Here is a 20,959-nt window from a genome sequence, read left to right as displayed (position 1 = left end):
AAAGTTTTTTTCTGGAGGGAATTATGGCCGGAAGACGCCCAAAACCCACTCACTTAAAAGTGGTCACAGGCAATCCGGGCAAACGAAAACTCAACGAGAAAGAACCTCAGCCAGCAAGAGAAATTCCTAGCCCTCCAGCACATTTAACGGACTGGGGAAAAACAGCGTGGGGAAGAATGACGGTGCTGTTGGATGGCATGGGGATTTTAACCGTTGCAGATACGTTTGCTCTTGAACGTCTCTGTGATATTTACGCCGATATTCTACAGCTAAGAAACACCATTACTGATGAAGGACGCACTTATACCGTTCAGACCGAAGGTGGATTTCTTATTAAGGCAAACCCTGCAGTTTCCATGCTCGCTGATGCCGATCGGCGCTTTAAAAGTTATTTGGTTGAATTTGGGTTAACCCCAGCTGCGCGTTCAAAGGTACAGGTTAATGGTGGAGAAAAAGAAAAAGACCCGCTCGAAGAGTTCTTCGGTACTTGATCCCGCCACGCAATATGCCACTGATGTCACCGATGGGAAAATCCTTGCCGGGCCAGATATACGTAACGCTTGCAAGCGTCATTTACGCGATCTTGAAATGGGAACCTCTCGCGGCATCGTTTGGGATATTGAATCCGCACAACGGGCGATCGATTTCTTTGCCAAAGTTCTCAAACTCAATGGTGGAGAACATGAAGGGAAACCTTTTATTTTACTGCCATGGCAATGTTTTATCGTTGGGTCGTTATTTGGATGGAAATCCGAAGACGGTACTCGCCGTTTTCGTATGAGTTATATCGAATCAGGTAAGGGATCGGGAAAGTCTCCATTGGCGGGTGGCGTGGGCCTTTATTGCCTTGTTGCAGATAAAGAGCCGCGTGCTGAGGTTTATGCTGCGGCCACGAAAAAAGACCAAGCCATGATTTTGTTTCGTGATGCTGTCTCAATGGTTGATCAGTCGCCAGCGCTATCACAACGGATCGTTAAATCGGGTACCGGTCTGAACGTCTGGAATTTGGCATTTCTGCAAACGGGCTCATTCTTTAAACCCATCAGTTCGGATGATGGTCAATCTGGTCCACGTCCACACTGTGCACTTATTGACGAAGTTCACGAGCATAAAACCAATACCGTTGTAGAAATGATGCGAGCCGGGACAAAAGGCCGCCGTCAGGCGTTGATGTTTCTTATTACTAACAGCGGGCATGATAAAACCAGCGTTTGTTATGACTACCATGAGTACGGGAAAAAGGTTGCTGCAGGCGATATTGAAGATGACAGTTTTTTCTGTTTCATCTGCTCATTGGATGAGGGGGATGACCCGTTCAAAGATGAGTCGTGTTGGGGAAAGGCAAACCCTTCTCTTGGATACACGTTTACCGATAAATATTTGCGTGAGCAGGTCACTCAAGCTCGCGGCATGCCAGCCAAGGAAAGCATTGTCAGGCGCTTAAACTTCTGTGAATGGGTAGATGCGGCGAACCCATGGATCGGAAGTGATGTATGGATGGCACATGAAAATGATTTTGATGTTGATGACCTCGACGGTGAGGAGTGTACAGGCGGGCTGGATTTATCGGGTACGCGAGATCTCACCGCGTTAGCGCTCTATTTCCCAAAAAGAAAAAAATTGCTTGTGGAGTTTTGGACGCCAAAAGACACATTACTGGAGAGGGCGAAAACTGACCGTGTTCCCTACGATGCATGGTTAAGGAAAGGCTTCATTCATGCTCCTCCGGGGAAAGCGATTAAGTATGCTTTTGTCGCTGAGCGCATTGCTGAGTTGGCGCTAAAATTCAACATTAAAAAAATTGCGTTCGACCAATATCGGATTAAATACCTCGAGCCTGAGCTTGAAGAGGCTGGCGTAATGGTTCCTCTTGTCCCTCATGGGCAAGGATATTTCAAGGCCGCTGATTCAGGTCTTTGGATGCCTCATTCTTTGGAGCTTTTTGAAGGTCTGCTCGATGAAACTGAGCTAGAGGTTAAGTTTAACCCTTGCTTACGATGGAATGCGGCATCAGCTGTTGTTGAGGAAGATCAGAAAAAGAACCGTATCTTTGCCAAGAAAAAAAGCACTGGGCGTATTGATGGCATTGTTTCGGCGGCAATGGCAATTGGTGCTGCGGATGATGACGATGAGGATGAGGGGGATATCGATGGTTTCTTTGATGATCCAATAATGGTGGGGCTGTGATGAAAAAAAACAAAGAACCGGGGCGCGTTAAAAGCGCCCTTTTAAATTGGCTCGGCGTCCCCATTAGCTTGACTGATGGCACGTTCTGGCAGGAATGGTTTGGTGCGAGCAGCAGCGGAAAAGTGGTTACGGCAGATAAAGCCATACAACTTTCAGCGGTGTGGGCTTGTGTCAGATTGTTAAGCGAGTCAATTTCTACACTGCCACTTAAGGTCTATCAGCGTGAGGCTGATGGTTCTAGAAAGCTTGCTCAGCAGCATGCGGCCTATCAGGTTTTATGCCGTCGTCCGAACCTAGAAATGACGCCATCACGTTTCATGTTAATAGTGGTAGCCAGCATTTGTTTGCGTGGTAACGCTTTTGTCGAAAAAAAGGTAATTGGCAAAAAACTGGTGGCGCTGCTCCCGCTTTTACCACAAAACATGGTGGTAAAGCGTAGCGATAATGGATTACTGCAATACACCTATACCGAAAACGGCGCTAAGCGAGATATACCGCCCGATAGAATGATGCATATCCGAGGCTTTGGGCTTGATGGGGTATGCGGAATGATGCCGCTGCAAGCAGGGAAAGATGTGATTGGCGCTGCAATGGCTGTTGATGAGGCGGCGGCTAAGATTTTCGAAAATGGATTACAGAGTACAGGCTTCCTTTCATCCAAAGTGGCTTTAAGTAAAGAGCAGCGTGATCGGTTGCGTAAAAACCTTCAAGAGTTTGCCGGCTCTAAAAATGCCGGAAAATTGATGGTGTTAGAAAATGAGCTTTCTTACCAGAACGTAACAATGAATCCTGAGGCTGCACAACTTCTAGAGAGCCGCTCATTCAGTATTGAAGAGGTGTGTAGATGGTTTCGTGTCCCGCCGTTTATGGTCGGTCATACCACTAAGCAAAGCAGTTGGGCATCAAGTGTTGAAGGGATGAACCTGCTTTTTTTAACCAATACGCTACGCCCGTTATTGGTGAACATAGAGCAAGAGATTGCGCGTTGTTTGCTTGATGGTGATGAGGACTACTTTGCCGAATTCTCGGTTGAGGGATTACTCCGTGCTGATAGTGCTGGGCGAGCTGCGTATTACACCACGGCCTTACAAAATGGTTGGATGAGTCGTAATGATGTGCGCCGTCTTGAGAATATGCCGCCGATACCAGGGGGCGATATTTACACCGTTCAGCTTAACCTGACAGCGCTAGAAGATCTCCGCAATGGCAATCTTGTTACACAAGCTAGAGCTATAAGAAGCTTACATAGCGAAATATTCCCAGATATCCCTTTCGAACAGTCTCCCTTTAAACAGGCTGCTTAGGAGCTAAATTCTCAATGAAAAAAAAACGACTTCCGGTGGCTCCGGTGGGGCATCCCTGCGCGGGTGTTTCATGTGAGCCAGTTCCCTCAGCGTTGGAACGGTGGGATGGTGGAATAAAAGCAGCATCCACAGATGACAATAGCATCTCTGTTTTTGATGTTATTGGGCAGGATTATTGGGGAGAGGGCGTCACCGCCAAACGGATCGCTGGAGCGCTTCGTACGATGAATGGCGCTGATGTCACTGTCAACATCAACTCTCCGGGCGGAGACATGTTTGAAGGTCTCGCTATCTACAATCTGCTGCGTGAATATCAAGGCCGAGTGACCGTAAAAATACTGGGTATTGCTGCTAGTGCCGCGTCAATTATCGCTATGGCCGGTGATGAGGTACAGATTGGGCGCGGCGCTTTTTTGATGATCCATAACTGCTGGGTTGTCTCAATGGGAAACCGTCACGACTTTGCCTCATTATCGGAATATCTTGAGCCCTTCGATAATGCCATGGCAGATATTTACGCTGCTCGTTCTGGTATGGATGAAACCACTATCCATAAATTAATGGATGCAGAAAGCTATATTGGTGGAAGTGATGCCGTTGAGAAAGGTCTGGCTGATAGCCTACTTTCCGCTGATTCCGTCATCGATGGTGATGACTCGCCTGCAGCAGCATTACGCAAACTCGATGCCTTGCTAGCGAAAACCAATACACCGCGCTCTGAACGCCGAAAACTGATTAAAGCCTTATCTGGAGGTACGCCGAGCGCTACATCCAATTCCGATGGCATGCCGAGCGCTGCCGCACAACCCTCCCCTGAAACTTTAGCTCAGCTAGGTGCCGCACTTGACGGCCTAGCGAACGCATGCAAATAACGGAGTTTTTATGTCTGAAGTAAATGAAATCCTGAAAAAAGTCACCGCGTCTATTGAAGAAGCAACCAGCAAATTCAATGCCAAAGCGGAAGATGCGCTGAAAGAAGCGAAGAAGTCAGGGCAGCTCTCTGCAGAAACGAAAGATTCTGTGGATAAAATGGCCTCGGAGCTGAACGCAATGCGTGAAGCCGAAAAAACATTAAAGGCATCACTGGGTGAACTGGAACAGCATGTCGCACAAATGCCGTTGTCCAATGCGCGTGATGTGATTGAGTCCGTCGGTCAGCAGGTCATTAGCGCTGAGGCAATGAAAGCATTTGCTACCAGTGTTGAGGGAAATAAGCGTGTCAGTATCCCCGTCAATGCAGCATTAATCTCAACAGATGTTCCGGGGCAAATTGTTGCGCCGCAGCGTTTGCCGGGGATTGATACCGCACCTAAGCAGCGCTTATTTATTCGAGATCTGATTGCGCCGGGTAAAACGATTTCGAATACCATCTACTGGGTTCAACAGACAGGTTTTACTAACAAAGCTTCTGTTGTGGCTGAAAATACCACTAAACCTTACAGCGATATCCAATTTGCTGAGAAAATCACGCCTGTACGTACCATTGCGCATTTGTTCAAAGCCTCCAAACAAATCCTTGATGACTTTGCTCAATTGCAATCTTCCGTCGATGCGGAAATGCGTTACGGTCTGAAATACGTTGAAGAACAAGAAATTCTGTTCGGTGATGGGACTGGGGCGCACCTCGAAGGCATTATTCCTCAAGCCTCGGCTTATGCGGCGGCCTTTGAGGTTGAACAGAAAAATGGCATTGATGATTTACGTCTTGCGATGCTGCAAGCACAACTCGCCCGTTTCCCTGCCTCTGGTCACGTTCTCCACTTTATCGATTGGGCCAAGATCGAACTGACTAAGGACACGCTGGGTCGCTACATTTTAGCTAACCCTGCGGCGCTCACTGGGCCAACCTTGTGGGGATTACCTGTTGTGGCGACAGAGGCCGCCGCCTTCAAAGGTAAATTCCTAACGGGGGCATTTAATGCGGGGGCACAACTGTTTGATCGTGAAGAAACTAACGTTGTCATCAGTACCGAAAACGCCGATGACTTTGAGAAGAACATGATCACTATCCGTTGCGAAGAGCGCTTAGCGTTAGCCGTCAAGCGTCCTGAAGCCTTTGTGTATGGCTCCTTTACTGTTCCAACCCCACCAACCGGTGGCGCATAACTCAAGTCATGATCAATAGGCGGCCTTCTGGCCGCTTTTCATAAAGGTATCAAGATGAAACTTAAAGCGATTAAGCCGATTTATATTGGCGGGGATGTTGTGGTTGAGGGGCGTGAGTTCGAAACCAATGAACAACATGGGCGGGAATTAGAGCGTAAAGGGTATGCAGTGGAAGTGGAAATAATGGATGCTGCGGAACCTGTAGAGGCCGTAAATAGCGACAAAGGCAAGAAGGGCAAAAAATAAGGGGGCAACATGATTGATCTTGGATTGGTCAAATCACATTGCCGAATCGACTCTGACTTTACCAGCGATGATCAACTATTGAAGGTATATACAGAGGCAGCAGTCAGTTACGTTCAGTCATGGACAAGGCGGCAACTCTACCCATCTGCTGATTCTCCCGGCTACAGCGATGACCCTGACGGTATGTTGTTAAATGATGCAATAAAGGCCGCCATATTACTGTGTATCAGTCAGTGGTATAGCAATCGTGAAGGTGTTGTTGTCGGTGAAACTGTTGCTGAGATGCCGATTGCCGTTCAAGCACTGCTTCAACCTTATCGGATTTATGGTCTATGAAGCCACTCTCGGCTGGCGAGCTGAATAAACGCATTACATTGAGACGGATTGAGCAACGGCGCGGCCAACTAGGGGAGCCGCTGCCGGATGAGCCGGTAGAGGTAGCAAAGACATGGGCAAAGGTTGAGCCGATTTCTGATCGCAAGATCCGCACCTCCGAACAGCAGCAGGTTGTCCAGACCTACCAATTTACGCTGCGACCGCGCGAGGATGTTGCGCAGGACTGGCAGGTTGTTTTTGGGCAACAGTTCTTCACGGTGCGCTCAACCGATCGTACCCATGCCGATCGGCTCATCATTACGGCGGAGGCGGATATTCGTCATGATAGAACAGGCCATTAAAACAGAACTGGAAGCGCTCACCGGACTGCCGGTTTATCCCTTATTACTACCAGCCGATGTGGTGGAGGGGATCACTTATCAGTGTGTGTCCGATCCGCCACTTGAAACAGGGCTTGTGCGGACTTCGGTAGTGCGTGCGCGTTTTCAGATACGCATCATTATTCTTAATGATTACACGCGATTGAAAACGTTAGATCGGCAGATTTGGGGCAAGTGGCAGACGATACGCCACGGCTTTATTGCCGATTTTCCCGTTCAGTATGTCGAGCGCGGAAACCTACGAGAAACACCGATCCCACAAACCAGTAACCAGCAACTCTATGATCTCTTACGGGAGTATTTCATTACGTATGTCGAGGTTTCCCCATGATCACTATCGAGGTGAAAGGACTGCAGGAGCTTGAGCGGCAATTATTGGCCATGGGGGATAAGGCCGTAAAAGTGATGCGTAACGCGGGGCGCGAAGCATTGGCTCCGGTACTGGAAGATATGAAAGCGCACGCTGGATTCGACGACGCCAGCGCCGGTGAGCACATGCGCGATACCATCAAAATCCGCAGTACCAGCCGTATGAATGATGATAAGTACCTTACGGTGATTACGCTGAGAGTAGGCCCCGGCAAAAAGCACCATATGAAAGCGCTGGCGCAAGAGTTCGGCACCATCAAACAGGTGGCAGCGCCGTTTATCCGTCCTGCCATGGATTACAACAAATCCCGCATTCTTCGCGTTCTCGCCGTCGAGTTACGCGCCGGTATTGAACAAAACCAATAGCACTCGCTATACCAACCAAATGAAGAGAGAAAACGATGGCTGATGATAAAAAAACTTCGCCAGAATACGCCATGCTGCCTGCGGGTACCGTGGTGAAATGGGGCGCGGTAGGCGCTGAGGTTGCCGCGTTAAAACCGCTGATTAACTGTAAGGCGTTGGGGGCAACGGGGCAGACGGGTAGTTTTGTGGATTGCACCACGCTGATTGATACCAGCAAACAATTTATTTCTGATTTACCGGAGGGGCCTGAAAAATCGCTGGGCTTTGTTGACGATCCTGATAACGAGGATTTTGCTGAGTTCTTAAATGCCGCTGAAGTACGCCAAACGGTGCAGTTCTATATTGAGCTACCGAACCGCCGAACGGCCACAATGCTGCTGGCGTTATCTGGTTGGCAGATGAATGAAATCACCGCTCCGGCAAGTGAGGTTATCCAGATCACCGTACAGGGTAAACAAAACAACCTGAAGTGGGGTGTTGTCCCAAAGCCGTGATCAACGTATCGGTTCAACCTACTAGCGCAACACTGGCGGTAGGCGATGCGTTGGATTTATCAGTTACCGCCTCGGCAAGCAACGGGGCGCCGCTGTCTTATCAGTGGTTTAAAGACGGTAAAGCGATACCGGGTGCCAATACGAATACGCTGACTAAACCGTCCGTCACGGCGAACGATGCGGGAACCTATCACGTTGTGATTTCCTCTGCGGCATTAGCGACGGTCACCAGTTCGGACGCGGTTATTACGATTTCTTAATCTCTTATGCGGCCTACGGGCCGTTTTTTATATCAAGGACATACTATGAAAAACCTGAAAACGGCGTTGCTCACCCCTTCAGCCAATATTCTTGCCTGCCAGCTGTTTGGTGCAAACGTCTCTATTCGCCAACTGACATTGGGTGAGCTTTATGACTACGAGGAAAAACTCAAGACACTACAAGATAAAAACGATGCGCACGCAACCAGCTTGCTCGGTGCTGAGTTAGTGTTAAGCGCCATTGTTGATGAGACAGGGGCCGCTATTCCCGCTGAACAGTTGCCGACCGCCGACGAGCTACTGCGTGCTCACGCGAATACCGCGCTGCTCGATGCCAGCCTATTAGTCCAGCGCCACAGCTACGGCACGCTGGAGGATGCGCAAAAAAACTAACCGACTCCCCTCTGCTGCGGCTGATATTCACATTAGCCGATCGTTGGGGGGAGCCAGACCCGAGAAAAATTGCCGCGTTGCCTGCCAGCATTTTGCAACATTGGCGTGCGTTCTTTGCACTTGACGATCCTGCCCCGTCAGAAACCCCACACACCGATACCGAGCCTCCTTTATCAGCGTTACTGAAAAGTGATGTTGAGGCGCAGTGTGCGGATGTCATGAGGAAATTAAACCTATGAGTGATGTTGCCAGTTTAGCGGTCGCACTCCATCTCAACTCGGCAGGATTTAAGTCGCAGATTGTGGATGCATACCGCAGTGCAGAAACCGCGTCGAAAAGTTTCACCGCCAAGGCGCAGCAAGAGTCGGCTAAAACCAGCGTGGCATTGGCACAAACCGGCGCGCAGGCGCGTAATACCGGCGTTCAAATTCGCTCGTTATCTGATGCACTGAGTCAATCAGGCGGCGGATTTGAGCAGATCCGTACTATCGTGAGCAGTTTTGCATCGGGGAGCAATGTTGCCGCAGGTACGCTCGCCAATGCGTTGATCCCGAGCATTGAGCGCACGCTCACTGGGTTCGATAAGTTATCTGTTAGCTGGGATTCTCAGCGTGAGCTGGCGCGGGTATCTGCGCAGGCCAGCGCCGAGGCCGCCAGCAAGCAGATTGAAAACGCACAAGCGGCGCGAACGCAAGCACAAGCGCAGATGGCCACGGCAAAACGGAGTCGCGAAAGTGCGCAGGCATCCCGCGAGCAGGCGCAGGAATTAGCGCGGTTTTACGCCGCTCAGACACAGGTTAACCAGCAATACGGCCTTGCTGTTAGCTATCAGGATGAGTACGTCAAAATCAACCGGCAGGTCAGAGAGGCCGATCTTGCCGAGGCTAAAGCTAAGCAACAAATGGCTACGGCATCCAAGGCGGTCTTGGCAGCCGATGTGAGTGAGGCTGCGGGGAAAACGCAGCTTCTGAGTTCGCTCAACCAGATAAGTGCAGCTAACCAGAAAGTCTCATTCTCAGCGCGTGCGGCGGCGGTCAGTACCGGATTAATGCGCAGCGCAATGAGCTTGCTCGGTGGCCCTGTTGGACTGGGGATTATGGTCGCAGTGTCAGCGGCCACCGCTCTGTATACCGCGTATCAGCGCAATGAAGCTGAAATGAAGGGATTCAATGCGGCATTGATGAAAAGCGGTAACGCTGCGGGTATGACAGCCAATGATCTGAGAATTCTATCCACGCGTTTAGGGGGAACAGAAAGCGCAGTCAAAGCCGTAACAGCAGCGGCATCCGCAGGGTTTACCGGGGATTTGCTCTCTGAGGTTTCCTCTCTCGCTCAGCAAATTGAAGATGTGGGCGGAAGTGCTGATCAGTTAGTGTCGCAGCTGGGTAGCTTACGTGATGATCCATTAAAAGCGATGGAGTCTTTGACGAATCAAGGCATTGTGCTCAACGACACCATTATCCAGCAGATAGCAAGCCTAGAGCGTCGTGGGCAGAATATCGCTGCGAGCGATCTGGCACAAAAAGAAGCGGCGGCAGCGGCACAACGTAACCTAGACGAGCAGAAAAAACGCACTGATGAACAGTCAAAATCTGTGCGTGAATTAGGGTTAAGTTGGCGCATGGTGAGTGTGGCCATGGGCGACGCGGGTATTGCAGCCGCGCAGATCCAGCAGGTGAAAGTTGTTGGGGAGAATGTCAAAGAGCAGCAAAAAAAGGCTGATGAGCAGCTTAAGTTAGAGAAGAAAAAACAGCAGCAGGCGTTGGAGACACTTCGGCTGGAGAACCAACTTAATGCGGCCTATGTTGCCGGTAAAGATCCGGCGAAAGAAAGAGCCACACTGACGGATGCGCTCGAGAAAAGATACAAGGCTGGGAAAATTTCGACAGAGGAATATACGCAGACCTTAAAGGGGTTAAATAAGCAGTTTGCGGACAAGCCAACGTCTTCAAAAGCCTATCAGGAAAACGAGGGCGCAAAACGCCTCCAGCAACTCCAAGAACAAGCTGCTGTATTACGCAGTCAGCAGTCAGAAGCCGACAAGCTCACGGATTCTGAGCGCAAGCTGGTGGCCTTTAAGCAAGAGATTGCAAGCTATCAAGGCAAGCAGTTGACCGCCGGCCAGAAAAGTGTGCTAGCGATGAAAGATCAACTCAGCGCACAACTGCAAGAAAACGTCTCGCTGGAAAAAGCCAACCAGCAGCGCCAACTTGCCGTGAAGTTGCAGGAACAAACTCGGGACGCCGTTAAGCAAACGGCTTCGCTCCAGCTTGAGCAATCCAACAAATTGGCAGAAATGAGTTTATCTCAGCCTGCCTATGAACAGATGCTCGAGGAGCAAAAGATCCGTGAGGATTTTACCCAACGCCGCGTGCAGCTAGAGCAGGATGTGACAGATAAAAACTCCGCACTTTATCGCCAACAAACGGCATTTTTAGCCAGTGAGCAGCAAAAGCAGCTCGAGATTGTCCGTAGCAGTGCCGATGAACGCGCTAAAGCGGAGGGCAGCTATTCGTTGGGATTCCGCAAAGGGGTATCCGATTGGGTAACAACCTCCAAAAATGCGTATGCGCAGATGCGTGATTTGGCTGTCAGTAGTTTTGATGCCATGGCTGATGGCGTCGCGACCTTTGCCACGACGGGGAAGTTTAATTTCAGCAGCTTCGCCACGTCGGTTATCGCGGACCTTATCAAAATTCAGACCCGCATGGCGGCGTCCAGTCTGCTTTCATCCCTGTTTGGTATCGGTATGAGTGCAGCAGGTGCAGCAGCCGGTGGCGCGGCGAGCGGCTCTGGTGGTGCTACTGGCGATATGGGCATGGGGACTGGCTGGCAAAACTATGTTCCTAATGCCAAAGGGGGCGTGTATGCGTCGCCGTCGCTGAGTGCCTTTAGTGGGCAAATTGTCGATCGTCCCACTACGTTTGCTTTCGCAAAAGGCGCGGGGCTTATGGGCGAAGCGGGGGAAGAAGCCATCATGCCGCTGAAGCGTGGCGCTGATGGTGTTCTTGGTGTTCGCGGTACGGTCGAAACTAATCAGCAAACTGTGAGCGCCGCGCCACAGGTTCATATCCATATTGATGGCACAGGAAATACGGCGACCCAAGCCTCTGTGGGCTATGAGCAATTCGGTGCCGATATTGGTCGTTATGTCGATCAGCGATACCGCACATTGCGCGATCGGGACCTGCGACCAGGTGGAACTATTCAACGAGCGATAAAGGGGCGCTGATGGCTATCGAAACATTTCAGTGGAGCCCACGCACCAACGCGGCAGCGGATGCAACTTTCCGAATACGTAAAGCGCAGTTCGGGGATGGGTACGCGCAGGTGGCGGGGGACGGGATTAATTTTCGCGCCCAGAATTGGGATCTCAATTTTGTGGGAAGTGAGGCTTATATCGCAGCGATCGCGGCGTTCCTCGATCGGCATGCCGGTAGAACCTCTTTCCAATGGAAACCGCCGTTATCTCCCTTGGGGCTTTATCGCTGTGAGCAGTACAAGCCGAACGCGTTGGGCGGGGGGAACTACTCGCTTTCCGCTACTTTCATACAGGCATTTCATCCATGATTAACGCAGATATTCAAAAATTAGAGCCGGGCGATAAAGTCCGGCTTTTTGAGGTTGATGGCTCGGCCTTTGGTGCTGATGTGTTGCGGTTTCACAGTTGTACGCTTCCCTACACAGAAAAAGAGCTCATCGCAGCCGGTGGTGATGAAAACAAGCTGCCCGTGAAATCTATCTGGTGGCAGGGGAATGAGTATGGCTCATGGGCGGTGCAGGTTGAGGGGCTGGAAATGTCCACGGATGGACAGGCCGCGCAGCCGACGCTGAGCGTGTCCAATATTGACGGGCTTATCACGGCGTTATGTCTGCGCTTTGATGATATGGCACAGGCTAAAGTGACGATCCATGACACGATGGTCCACTACCTCGATGCTAAGAACTTCCCCGAGGGCAATCCTACCGCCGATCCCGAGCAGGAAAAAAAGCAGGTTTACTATATCGACCGTAAGTCGCTCGAAAACGATGAAACCGTTGAGTTTGAGCTGGCGAGCCCTGCCGATTTACGTGGCCTGCAAATACCGACGCGCCAAATCCACTCGCTGTGTACATGGTGCTCACGCGGCTGGTACCGAACAGGCAAAGGGTGTGATTACGCGGGGACGCGCTACTTTGATGAGAATGGGCAGCCGGTTGATGATCCGAGTCAGGATAAGTGCGGTGGGTTACTCAGCGATTGCCAAAAGCGCTTTGGTGAAAACAATCCTGTTCCATTTGGTGGTTTCCCCGGTTCATCACTGATAAGGCAATAGCATGAGAGAGAAAACGATACAGGCTATCGTGGCACATGCCGCAGAGGTTTATCCGGCTGAATGCTGCGGCGTGGTGGCACAGAAATCACGTGTGGAGCGTTACTTCCCCTGCCGTAATATTGCGGAAAACCCAACGGAGCAGTTTCATTTATCTCCGGAGGATTATATTGCAGCAGAAGAATGGGGAACCGTAACGGGGATTGTTCATAGTCATCCCGATGCCACCACGCAGCCGAGTGAGCTGGATAAGGCTCAGTGTGATGCGATGGCAATACCGTGGCATATCGTGAGTTATCCGGAGGGGGACTTGCGCACTGTTATGCCGCGTGGGGAATTGCCGCTGGTGGGTCGCGCTTTTGTGCTGGGGCATACCGATTGCTGGGGGCTGGTTATGAGTTACTTCCGGCAAACGCATGGCATTGTGCTTAATGATTACCGTGTTGATTATCCGTGGTGGGAGTCAGGCCGTGAAAACCTCTATCTGGATAACTGGTACGAATGCGGTTTTCGTGAGTTTAGCGGCCCACCTAGAGCGGGGGATATGGTGATAATGCAAGTCTCCGCGCCGGTCGCAAATCATGCCGGTATTCTGCTAGATGATGGAATGCTATTGCATCATATGTACGGCATGTTGAGCCAGCGTGTTCCCTACGGAGGATACTGGAAAGATCGAACTGTGAAGATAGTCAGACATATGAGCCTGATTAACCAATAAAGCTTATGGTACCCTTTGAGCATTAACTAAAGGGATACTTATATGAAAAAAACAATCGTTGTGTTGGCTATATTGGGCTTGGTTGGATGTAAAAGCTTATCTGACATTAGATCAGAAAAGCCGGATACCTCTTTCAATTCGAGCAAATCGCCTGATGCTGTGGCTGAATGTATTCTATATGGATGGCAAAGTCAGAACCTTCTTGATGGTCCGATGAAGGTATATATTCAACCAGCACCAGAAGGAAAAACTGTATACACGGACAGTTTCTTAGCTGTAGCTGATATATCAAAAGTGGAACAAAACAAGTCGAACATTAAGTTATATCTTCGTGGCTTGTATAAAAAAGATGACTTAAGGCAGATAGCCTTAAGCTGCAAATAAACCCGCAATCGCGGGTTTTTTTATGGAGATAAAATGTCATTCATAACACTCCCCGAAAGAAAATTAATATTCCATGGATTACTAATCAATGAATTTGGAAAAGAATTTACGTATAGGGCCAGCAGTGTGCCTAAGATGGTCAGTGCCGCAAAAAACTTAATTCCAAATTTCGAAAAATATTTAATGGAGGCTCACCAGCGTGGACTGACGTTTGCAGTATTTGTTGGTAAACGCAATGTTGGCTTAGATGAATTGGAAATGACTAAAGGTTCTGAGCCTATTCATTTACTTCCTGTAATTATGGGAAATAAACGTGGTGGGCTTTTCCAAACAATTTTAGGCGTTGCTTTAATTGGCGCTGCTCTAGCAATGGGGCCTATAGGTTTGGGATTAGTTACATCGACTACAGCGTGGAGTATAGGCATGGCGGGTGCATCGATGGCGCTCGGCGGTGTAGTCCAAATGCTATCCCCCCAACAAGCTGGTATTCGAATGCGACAAGATCCAGACAACAAACCCAGCTATGCCTTTGGTGGTCCAGTTAACAGTACCGCTCAGGGTAATCCTGTTGCCATCGGTTATGGTGAGCGAGAGATCGGCGGGGCAGTTATTTCCGCTGGGATATATACCGAAGACCAAAAATAAATATATCAATTCACATGACCCGCTGCGGCGGGTTTTTTTATGGGTGAAATATGATAAATGAGATTAAAGGCCATAAAGGTGGCGGTGGTGGTGGGCATACGCCTGTTGAGTCACCCGATAGTATCCAGTCGATGGCCATTGCCAAAATATTGCTCGCGCTGGGTGAGGGGGAATGGGCTGGTGGCCTTGATGGTACCAATATCTACCTAGATGGAACGCCGCTCACTAATGAGGACGGAAGCTCGAATTTCGAGGGAGTAAACTGGGAGTTTCGCCCCGGTACCCAATCGCAGGAATATATCAAAGGTGTCCCCGCTGTTGAGAATGAAATCACCATCGGTACCGAACTTAAAAGTTCAGCTCCGTGGGTGCGTGCGGTTAACAATACCCAGCTATCTGCAGTGCGTTTGCGTTTTGGTTGGCCTGCATTACAGCAGCAAAAAGATAACGGCGATGTGAACGGCTACAAAATTGAATACGCTATCGATGTGGCCACGGACGGTGGCGCATATCGCGAGGTGCTCAAATCTGCCGTTGATGGTAAAACGACAACGCTTTATGAGCGTAGCCACCGTATCGACTTACCTAAAGCGACAACCGGCTGGCAGTTGCGTGTTCGCCGTCTAACTGCCAACGCTAATAGCGGTCGTATTGCCGATACGATGAACGTTGAAGCTTACACTGAAGTTATCGATGCTAAATTACGCTATCCAAACACTGCGCTGCTCTACGTAGAATTTAACGCCAAGCAATTTCAAAACATCCCTAAAGTGACATGCCGACCCAATATGATGATCGCCAGAGTGCCGGATAATTATGATCCGGTCACGCGGCAATATTCTGGTGTCTGGACGGGCGGGTTCAAGTGGGCATGGACTGATAACCCAGCATGGGTGTTCTATGACATCCTGATCTCTGATCGTTACGGTTTAGGCCAACGCATTGACTCCACACAGGTGGATGAATCTGAGCTTTATCGTATTGCGCAGTATTGTGATCAACTGGTACCCGATGGACGCGGCGGGGATGGTATGGAACCGCGCTTTAAGTGTGATGTGTACATTCAGTCGCGTGAAGATGCGTGGACCGTTCTGACGGACTTTGCCGCGATATTCCGCGGTATGACCTGTTACGGTCAAAACCAGATAGTGACACTGGCAGATATGCCGCGAGACTTGGACTACACCTATAACCGTACCAATGTTATCAATGGGAAGTTTGCCTACTCAGCCTCGAGCGAACGCACGCGTTACACCACTGCCATGGTGGGATGGTCAGACCCAGCCAATCATTATGCCGATGCGGTCGAGTCAGTGTTCGAAAATGCATTGGTACGCCGTTATGGGGTAAATCAGACCGAGATCACGGCCATTGGTTGTACGCGTCAAAGCGAGGCTAATCGCCGTGGACGCTGGGCGTTATTGAGTAATAGCCAAGATCGAACGGTTGAGTTTTCCGTGGGGCTCGATGGCTTAATCCCGTTTCCGGGGCATATTATTGGCGTTGCCGATCAGATGCTCTCCGGGCGTGTTATGGGAGGCCGCATTAGCGGCGTTGAAGGGCGAAATGTCCGCCTCGACCGCGAGCCAGACATTAAGAGCGGTGACCGTCTGATCGTTAATTTACCTTCTGGTATCAGTCAGGCCAGAACGGTGCAATCGGTAAATGGTCGCCTTGTCACGGTGACAACAAGCTACAGTGAAACTCCGCAGGCCGAATCAGTATGGGCAGTTGATGCTGATGAACTCGCTGTGCAGCTCTACCGCGTTGTGAGTGTGGCAGACAATAACGACAACACTTACACCATCGTTGGGGCTTACCATGACCCGGACAAATATGCGCGGATTGATACCGGCGCACGCATAGACGAACGTCCCATTTCCGTTATTCCTCCGGGTGTTCAGGTGGCACCAGAAAATGTTCTTATTACCAGCTACTCGAGCATCAATCAGGGGATAGCCGTTACCACGCTGCGCGCAACGTGGAACGCGGTGAAGAATGCGATCGCTTATGAGGCTGAGTGGCGAAAAGATAACGGTAACTGGGTATCAGTCCCTCGCACCTCGGCGCTGGGTTTTGAGGTTCCTAACATCTATGCGGGGCGCTATTTGGTCCGCGTTCGTGCTATCAACGCCAGCGATATTTCTTCGCTGTGGGCAACGTCACTTGAGACGCAGCTTAACGGGAAAGAAGGAAAGCCGCCGCTCCCTATTGAGTTCAAAGCTAATCCGCTGGTTTTTGGTATACAGCTTTCGTGGAATTTCCCCGATGGGGCGGAAGATACGCTTAAAACTGAGATTCAGTACAACGATAAAAACGCTGAAGACGGAGCCATGCTTCTATCTGATATTCCGTATCCCCAGCGCAGCTATCAGCAGATGGGGCTAAGCGCGGGCCAGTCATTCTTCTATCGTGCTCGATTGGTGGATAAATCCGGCAATCAAGGTGATTGGATTGATTGGGTATTAGGAGAATCGAGCACGGATGTTGATTGGATTGCCGATGAAGTTAAAAAAGAGATCGAGCAATCGGAAGCCTTTAAGGAGATCGATAAAAATCTCACGGATTCCAACGCAAAGCTACAGGATGCTGCAGAGGCTGCCATTCAGAATGCGCTGGCAAATGATGCCGATGTACGCCGCTGGATGGCGCAGAATGGCGATCGTAAAGCGGAAATAACGGAAACCCGTCAGGTCGTTGCCACGGAATCAGAAGCTCGAGCTGCGGCGGTTGATAAGCTAAACAGTAAAACGGATAAGACTGAGGCTGATTTAACCACGCTACGCGAAACGGTGGCGACGGATATTGAAGCCATATCAACGCAAGTCACAGGGATAACGTCTACCGTTGGAGAGAATACGGCAGCTATACAGGTTCGTGGCCAGACCATATTTAATCAAGATGGGACAGGTAGCGCGGTTTACAGTATTGGGACTGGGGTGACCTATAACGGCCAATATCATGCTGCTGGATTGTCCGTTGGTGCCGAAGTGAAAGGCGGAGTGGTAAGTACGAAAATCCTCGCCAGCGCGGATCAGTTCGCGGTGTTAAATCCTGCGACTAACGGGTATACGCTGCCATTCTTCATCCAAGGCTCACAAACCTTCATTGTTTCCGCGCTCATCCAAGATGCCTCGATCACGAACGCCAAAATTGGCAGCTATATCCAGTCAAACAATTACGTGGCGGGTAAGGCTGGATGGCGCATTGATAAAAATGGTGTATTGGAAATGAACTCGGCGTTGCCGGGAGGGGGGCGATCCGTGTTCGATTCTAATGGGATGGCTGTGTATGACCAAAACGGTGTAAAACGCTTTGCTGCGGGGTACAAACCATAATGGGAAGTTACGGTGTTTTTGCTTATAACGCTAAAGGCGTTGAAACGAGCGCCATCGATGGGCGCTCTTTTTTTCTTGATAGCATCGGCATTTCGGGAGCAAACGCCAATGGCAGTAAAAGTTACCCTAGCGTGAATCTCAATATCTATAAATTAACGTACGCGATATCAGGATCGGGAGGAAGTGCCGGCGCTTATATTCACGCCAAAATCAACGGCAATAAGATTACGTGGAACAGTGTTGTTCAGGATGCAAAATATATAACGGGATATATTTTTGTTTGTTTAGTGGAGATTTAAAATGGCCTACGTTGTTGAATTAAAAAACGCAAAAGGCCATACGATTTATGACACGAGTTTGCGTAATGTCTCACTGATTTCTAGACAGCGGGTTACCGTTCCCCCTCCTCAAAATGGCGGCGTCGAAATAACCATACCTAATCCAGAAACTACGATCCCTTTTGTGCGCATTGAAGGGAACTACGAATCTAACGTTTGCTTGATCGGTGGGGTGGTCGGCAATAAGTTGAGCTTAACGCTAGCACCTCCTGCGTCTGGTTCAGCTGCGGTAACAAGCAAAATCGCCATTATTTATTTTATGGGGGTGGGGACAACCGGTATCGTTCCTGAATACGGTGCTGTTATTCGAAGCGCTTCTGGTGCCGTTGAATGGTCTTCGTTAGATAATCCCCTGTTTATTCGAACGATGGCGATTGCGGACGCTCACGCTACGCCGAATGCCAGCATGATAAGTGGACGACCTATTGCCGTTTGTCCTGCGATTACAGGAACCATACAGCGTAATGGTGGGGGCATTGCATTTAGCGTTGTCACTGGGTTTGCCAACGGTTTGCGTTCACAGGCATTTGGTAATTTCAGCGGTTCAGGTGCTTGGTATTGGAGCACAATGGTATCACCAAGATTGGATTATCAGGTTTACATCGAAACTGATTACATGGACTAATTCTTACTAACCCGCTTCGGCGGGTTTTTTATTGGAGAAAATCTTATGTCTTTATATGAGACAGGCACGATCACGGGCGCTTTAAATTCAACGACTATTAGCGGTACTGGCACGAAGTGGAGCGATGCAAAGATCGGCATAACAAATGGCTCAGTGCTGTTTGTATCTTCTAGCGCGGGCATGGATGGCGTTTATCAAATCAAGCGCGTTATCAATGATACCTCCATAGAGTTAGCCCAGCCGATCTATAAAGCATTTACCAATGCTAAATATTCAATTCTCGTTTCCGAGGCGTCCAGTACGGCTTCATTCGCTAATCAATTGGCGGCGGCACTTGGCTACTATCAAGCACAGATCGACGGCTGGCAGCAGATTATGACAGGAACGGGTGACGTGGAATTAACGGCACCGGACGGAACAAAGGTAACGATTAGAAGTTTCAAAGATAAAGCAAACTCTGGTGTAAACAGTGACATAACAGAACTTAAAGGATTAACAAAGCCTCTATCTCTTAAACAAGGTGGGACCGGGGCAATTGATGCTGCAAAAGCAAAATCAAATTTAGGGCTTGGCTCTACAGATGTCGTAACTTTCGGTCATATGAATCTTGAACGATATGATGATTCTAATGTAAGCACATCAGGCATTCTTAATTTGAATAACTATAATGCCGACGGTAGTGTCAGAAAAGCTAGAACGAGATTATACGAAGAAATAAGACAGGACGGAAAGCACTGGATAACCCTACATCTTCAAGTTGGTGATACTAATCAGTTTTGGGGATTTCAAGAGAATGGATCGTTTACTTCGCCTAAGAGTATAGTAACTTTTTGGCTGAAGACATTAAGTGACGGTGAAGGTTATTCTAACGTAAACACTGGAGCAGGCCAGCCAAACTACATTGTGGGTAAAAATTACGATAACTCTAATATTTGGTACTTTGGCAAAGGATCCGGTGCGAGTGATAACGTACAGGCGAGGAACTATGTGGGCGATTGTTCACTTGGTCTGCTTGCAAACGGGAATATAGAATTACTAACAAAAGGTAATAAGGGAGAAACTACTTTCACGGGCACTGGCACTAAACTATATAGCGGCCTTTCTAACAGGAATTGGAGAAACCAGATAAGCAATACCCCAGCAAAAGATCTTTATAACAGGTTTTGGGGAACGACAGGGCGTCCCTGCGTGTTTGAGGTTGGTTTTGATTCCACCTATTGTACTTATACTCAAATTAACACTGATGGCTCTATTCTCTTTAATGTTAATGGAAACATAACCTGTAAGACTCTCACTCAAACATCTGATATAGCACTGAAGGATAATATTGTCGCTATAGATAATGCTTTAGATAAAATCTCGCAGCTCAATGGATACACGTTTACATGGAAGGATAGTGGGCTTCCGTCTGCAGGTGTCATTGCTCAAGAAGTGATGGAGGTTTTGCCAGAAATAATCTCAACAACACGGGATGAAGCCGGATCAAATTCACCGTCGAATGAAGGTGATGCATCGTTTGAACAAACAGATGAAGGATCACGGCATTACGCTGTGGAGTACAGTGGATTAATTGGGCTTTTGATTTCAGGAATTAATGAAGAAAGACGAAACCGCGAAGAAATGGAAATAAAGGTTACCGCTCTACAAGAACGCTTAACTTCATTAGAGGAAATCTTTGATAACTTGCCGTTAAATAAAGCTCCCACACAGTCATAACAAATCTATAATTTGGCCTTAAGCGAAAAAACTCCCTGATTGTTTTGCGCCGGAGCGTATGCAAGACTCCGGCGCAGTGACAATACCAGTGGATCGCTAATGCGTTTAAGTGATTCAAATGGTTATTGTCAGGCGCGGATCAAATGATATACACACGTTTATAAGTGCATGTATATCATTAATCCTGCAATCAATTTGAGGTCAGCTCATAACTTTCGGCCAATAGGTCGTGAATCTCTTTCGGTGATAACGGACCTGAGAGTACGATACTTACCCAATGCTCTTTATTCATGTGGTAAGCAGGTAATATACCCTCTTTTTGTCGTAGGGACCCAATGTGTTCTGGCCTGATTTTAACCTCAAGAACGTCGACTTCATCATCGGTTTTAAGGCCAAGTTTAGAGCCTGACACATTCATGACTATAGCGAACCACTTTTTAC

24 protein-coding genes are annotated in these 20,959 nt (G+C 49.0%); 23 read left to right on the top strand and 1 reads right to left on the bottom strand.

The window, feature by feature from the left end; all coding sequences use genetic code 11:
* Positions 1-23 precede the first annotated feature (23 nt).
* The 23 genes from HMPREF3091_RS02100 to HMPREF3091_RS21975 all read left to right on the top strand — a co-directional run bounded on the left by HMPREF3091_RS02100 (position 24) and on the right by HMPREF3091_RS21975 (position 20,518).
* Positions 24-491: a phage terminase small subunit P27 family gene (locus HMPREF3091_RS02100; RefSeq protein WP_035503171.1), complete on the top strand. Its 468-nt coding sequence runs from the start codon at positions 24-26 to the stop codon at positions 489-491.
* Positions 442-2,187, top strand: a complete 1,746-nt coding sequence (locus tag HMPREF3091_RS02095) for a terminase large subunit (RefSeq protein ID WP_004092336.1) — start codon at positions 442-444, stop codon at positions 2,185-2,187. The genes HMPREF3091_RS02100 and HMPREF3091_RS02095 overlap by 50 nt, the downstream gene beginning before the upstream one ends.
* Complete coding sequence (locus HMPREF3091_RS02090; protein WP_070713807.1) at positions 2,187-3,491, top strand: phage portal protein; 1,305 nt, start codon at positions 2,187-2,189, stop codon at positions 3,489-3,491. Before HMPREF3091_RS02095 ends, HMPREF3091_RS02090 begins: the two co-directional genes overlap by 1 nt.
* Positions 3,492-3,505: 14 nt before the next feature.
* Positions 3,506-4,363 carry a head maturation protease, ClpP-related gene (locus HMPREF3091_RS02085; RefSeq protein ID WP_070713803.1) on the top strand — a complete coding sequence of 286 codons (858 nt, stop codon included), beginning with the start codon at positions 3,506-3,508 and terminating at the stop codon, positions 4,361-4,363.
* 10 nt (positions 4,364-4,373) lie between these two features.
* A complete protein-coding gene (locus tag HMPREF3091_RS02080) occupies positions 4,374-5,597 on the top strand; it encodes a phage major capsid protein (protein WP_070713800.1) in 1,224 nt (407 codons plus the stop codon).
* Between the two features lie 54 nt (positions 5,598-5,651).
* Positions 5,652-5,843, top strand: coding sequence for a DUF7210 family protein (locus HMPREF3091_RS02075; RefSeq protein WP_070713795.1), 192 nt, complete (start codon positions 5,652-5,654; stop codon positions 5,841-5,843).
* A gap of 9 nt (positions 5,844-5,852) precedes the next feature.
* On the top strand, positions 5,853-6,179 hold the full coding sequence (locus HMPREF3091_RS02070) for a head-tail connector protein (protein ID WP_070713793.1): 327 nt from the start codon (positions 5,853-5,855) through the stop codon (positions 6,177-6,179).
* Positions 6,176-6,520: a phage head closure protein gene (locus HMPREF3091_RS02065; protein WP_070713788.1), complete on the top strand. Its 345-nt coding sequence runs from the start codon at positions 6,176-6,178 to the stop codon at positions 6,518-6,520. The genes HMPREF3091_RS02070 and HMPREF3091_RS02065 overlap by 4 nt, the downstream gene beginning before the upstream one ends.
* Positions 6,501-6,890, top strand: a complete 390-nt coding sequence (locus HMPREF3091_RS02060; RefSeq protein ID WP_070713786.1) for a hypothetical protein — start codon at positions 6,501-6,503, stop codon at positions 6,888-6,890. The genes HMPREF3091_RS02065 and HMPREF3091_RS02060 overlap by 20 nt, the downstream gene beginning before the upstream one ends.
* Entirely contained in the window at positions 6,887-7,294 is a 408-nt protein-coding gene (locus HMPREF3091_RS02055) for an HK97-gp10 family putative phage morphogenesis protein (RefSeq protein WP_070713783.1), read from the top strand. Before HMPREF3091_RS02060 ends, HMPREF3091_RS02055 begins: the two co-directional genes overlap by 4 nt.
* Before the next feature lie 35 nt (positions 7,295-7,329).
* Positions 7,330-7,788 (top strand): phage tail protein, encoded by a 459-nt coding sequence (locus HMPREF3091_RS02050; protein WP_070713781.1) that lies wholly within the window; start codon positions 7,330-7,332, stop codon positions 7,786-7,788.
* Positions 7,785-8,048 (top strand): immunoglobulin domain-containing protein, encoded by a 264-nt coding sequence (locus HMPREF3091_RS02045; RefSeq protein ID WP_210403536.1) that lies wholly within the window; start codon positions 7,785-7,787, stop codon positions 8,046-8,048. The genes HMPREF3091_RS02050 and HMPREF3091_RS02045 overlap by 4 nt, the downstream gene beginning before the upstream one ends.
* A gap of 45 nt (positions 8,049-8,093) precedes the next feature.
* Positions 8,094-8,441 carry a hypothetical protein gene (locus HMPREF3091_RS02040; protein WP_070713776.1) on the top strand — a complete coding sequence of 116 codons (348 nt, stop codon included), beginning with the start codon at positions 8,094-8,096 and terminating at the stop codon, positions 8,439-8,441.
* 235 nt (positions 8,442-8,676) lie between these two features.
* Positions 8,677-11,673, top strand: a complete 2,997-nt coding sequence (locus HMPREF3091_RS02035; RefSeq protein ID WP_070713773.1) for a phage tail tape measure protein — start codon at positions 8,677-8,679, stop codon at positions 11,671-11,673.
* Positions 11,673-12,011: a phage tail protein gene (locus HMPREF3091_RS02030; RefSeq protein WP_004094825.1), complete on the top strand. Its 339-nt coding sequence runs from the start codon at positions 11,673-11,675 to the stop codon at positions 12,009-12,011. Before HMPREF3091_RS02035 ends, HMPREF3091_RS02030 begins: the two co-directional genes overlap by 1 nt.
* Entirely contained in the window at positions 12,008-12,757 is a 750-nt protein-coding gene (locus HMPREF3091_RS02025) for a phage minor tail protein L (protein ID WP_070713772.1), read from the top strand. Before HMPREF3091_RS02030 ends, HMPREF3091_RS02025 begins: the two co-directional genes overlap by 4 nt.
* A gap of 1 nt (position 12,758) precedes the next feature.
* Positions 12,759-13,472, top strand: a complete 714-nt coding sequence (locus HMPREF3091_RS02020) for a C40 family peptidase (RefSeq protein WP_070713767.1) — start codon at positions 12,759-12,761, stop codon at positions 13,470-13,472.
* A gap of 42 nt (positions 13,473-13,514) precedes the next feature.
* Positions 13,515-13,856, top strand: coding sequence for a hypothetical protein (locus tag HMPREF3091_RS02015; RefSeq protein WP_070713764.1), 342 nt, complete (start codon positions 13,515-13,517; stop codon positions 13,854-13,856).
* Between the two features lie 33 nt (positions 13,857-13,889).
* Positions 13,890-14,501 carry a tail assembly protein gene (locus HMPREF3091_RS02010; protein ID WP_130974168.1) on the top strand — a complete coding sequence of 204 codons (612 nt, stop codon included), beginning with the start codon at positions 13,890-13,892 and terminating at the stop codon, positions 14,499-14,501.
* Between the two features lie 50 nt (positions 14,502-14,551).
* On the top strand, positions 14,552-17,839 hold the full coding sequence (locus HMPREF3091_RS02005) for a TipJ family phage tail tip protein (RefSeq protein WP_070713763.1): 3,288 nt from the start codon (positions 14,552-14,554) through the stop codon (positions 17,837-17,839).
* Entirely contained in the window at positions 17,839-18,138 is a 300-nt protein-coding gene (locus tag HMPREF3091_RS02000; protein WP_070713760.1) for a hypothetical protein, read from the top strand. Before HMPREF3091_RS02005 ends, HMPREF3091_RS02000 begins: the two co-directional genes overlap by 1 nt.
* A 1-nt stretch (position 18,139) precedes the next feature.
* The gene (locus HMPREF3091_RS01995; protein WP_070713758.1) at positions 18,140-18,802 is read left to right on the top strand and encodes a hypothetical protein; all 663 of its coding nucleotides are present in this window, start codon (positions 18,140-18,142) and stop codon (positions 18,800-18,802) included.
* A 45-nt stretch (positions 18,803-18,847) separates the two neighbouring features.
* Positions 18,848-20,518, top strand: a complete 1,671-nt coding sequence (locus HMPREF3091_RS21975; RefSeq protein WP_083321333.1) for a tail fiber domain-containing protein — start codon at positions 18,848-18,850, stop codon at positions 20,516-20,518.
* Between the two features lie 190 nt (positions 20,519-20,708).
* Here HMPREF3091_RS21975 and HMPREF3091_RS01985 read toward each other — a convergent pair.
* Positions 20,709-20,959, bottom strand: a 251-nt coding sequence (locus HMPREF3091_RS01985) for an MmcQ/YjbR family DNA-binding protein (RefSeq protein WP_246839943.1), incomplete at its 5' end; no start/stop codon positions are given.

This window comes from Hafnia sp. HMSC23F03 (genome assembly GCF_001816025.1).
GTDB classification, from domain to species: Bacteria; Pseudomonadota; Gammaproteobacteria; order Enterobacterales; family Enterobacteriaceae; genus Hafnia; species Hafnia paralvei.
This window is presented reverse-complemented; position numbering and strand designations above follow the sequence as displayed.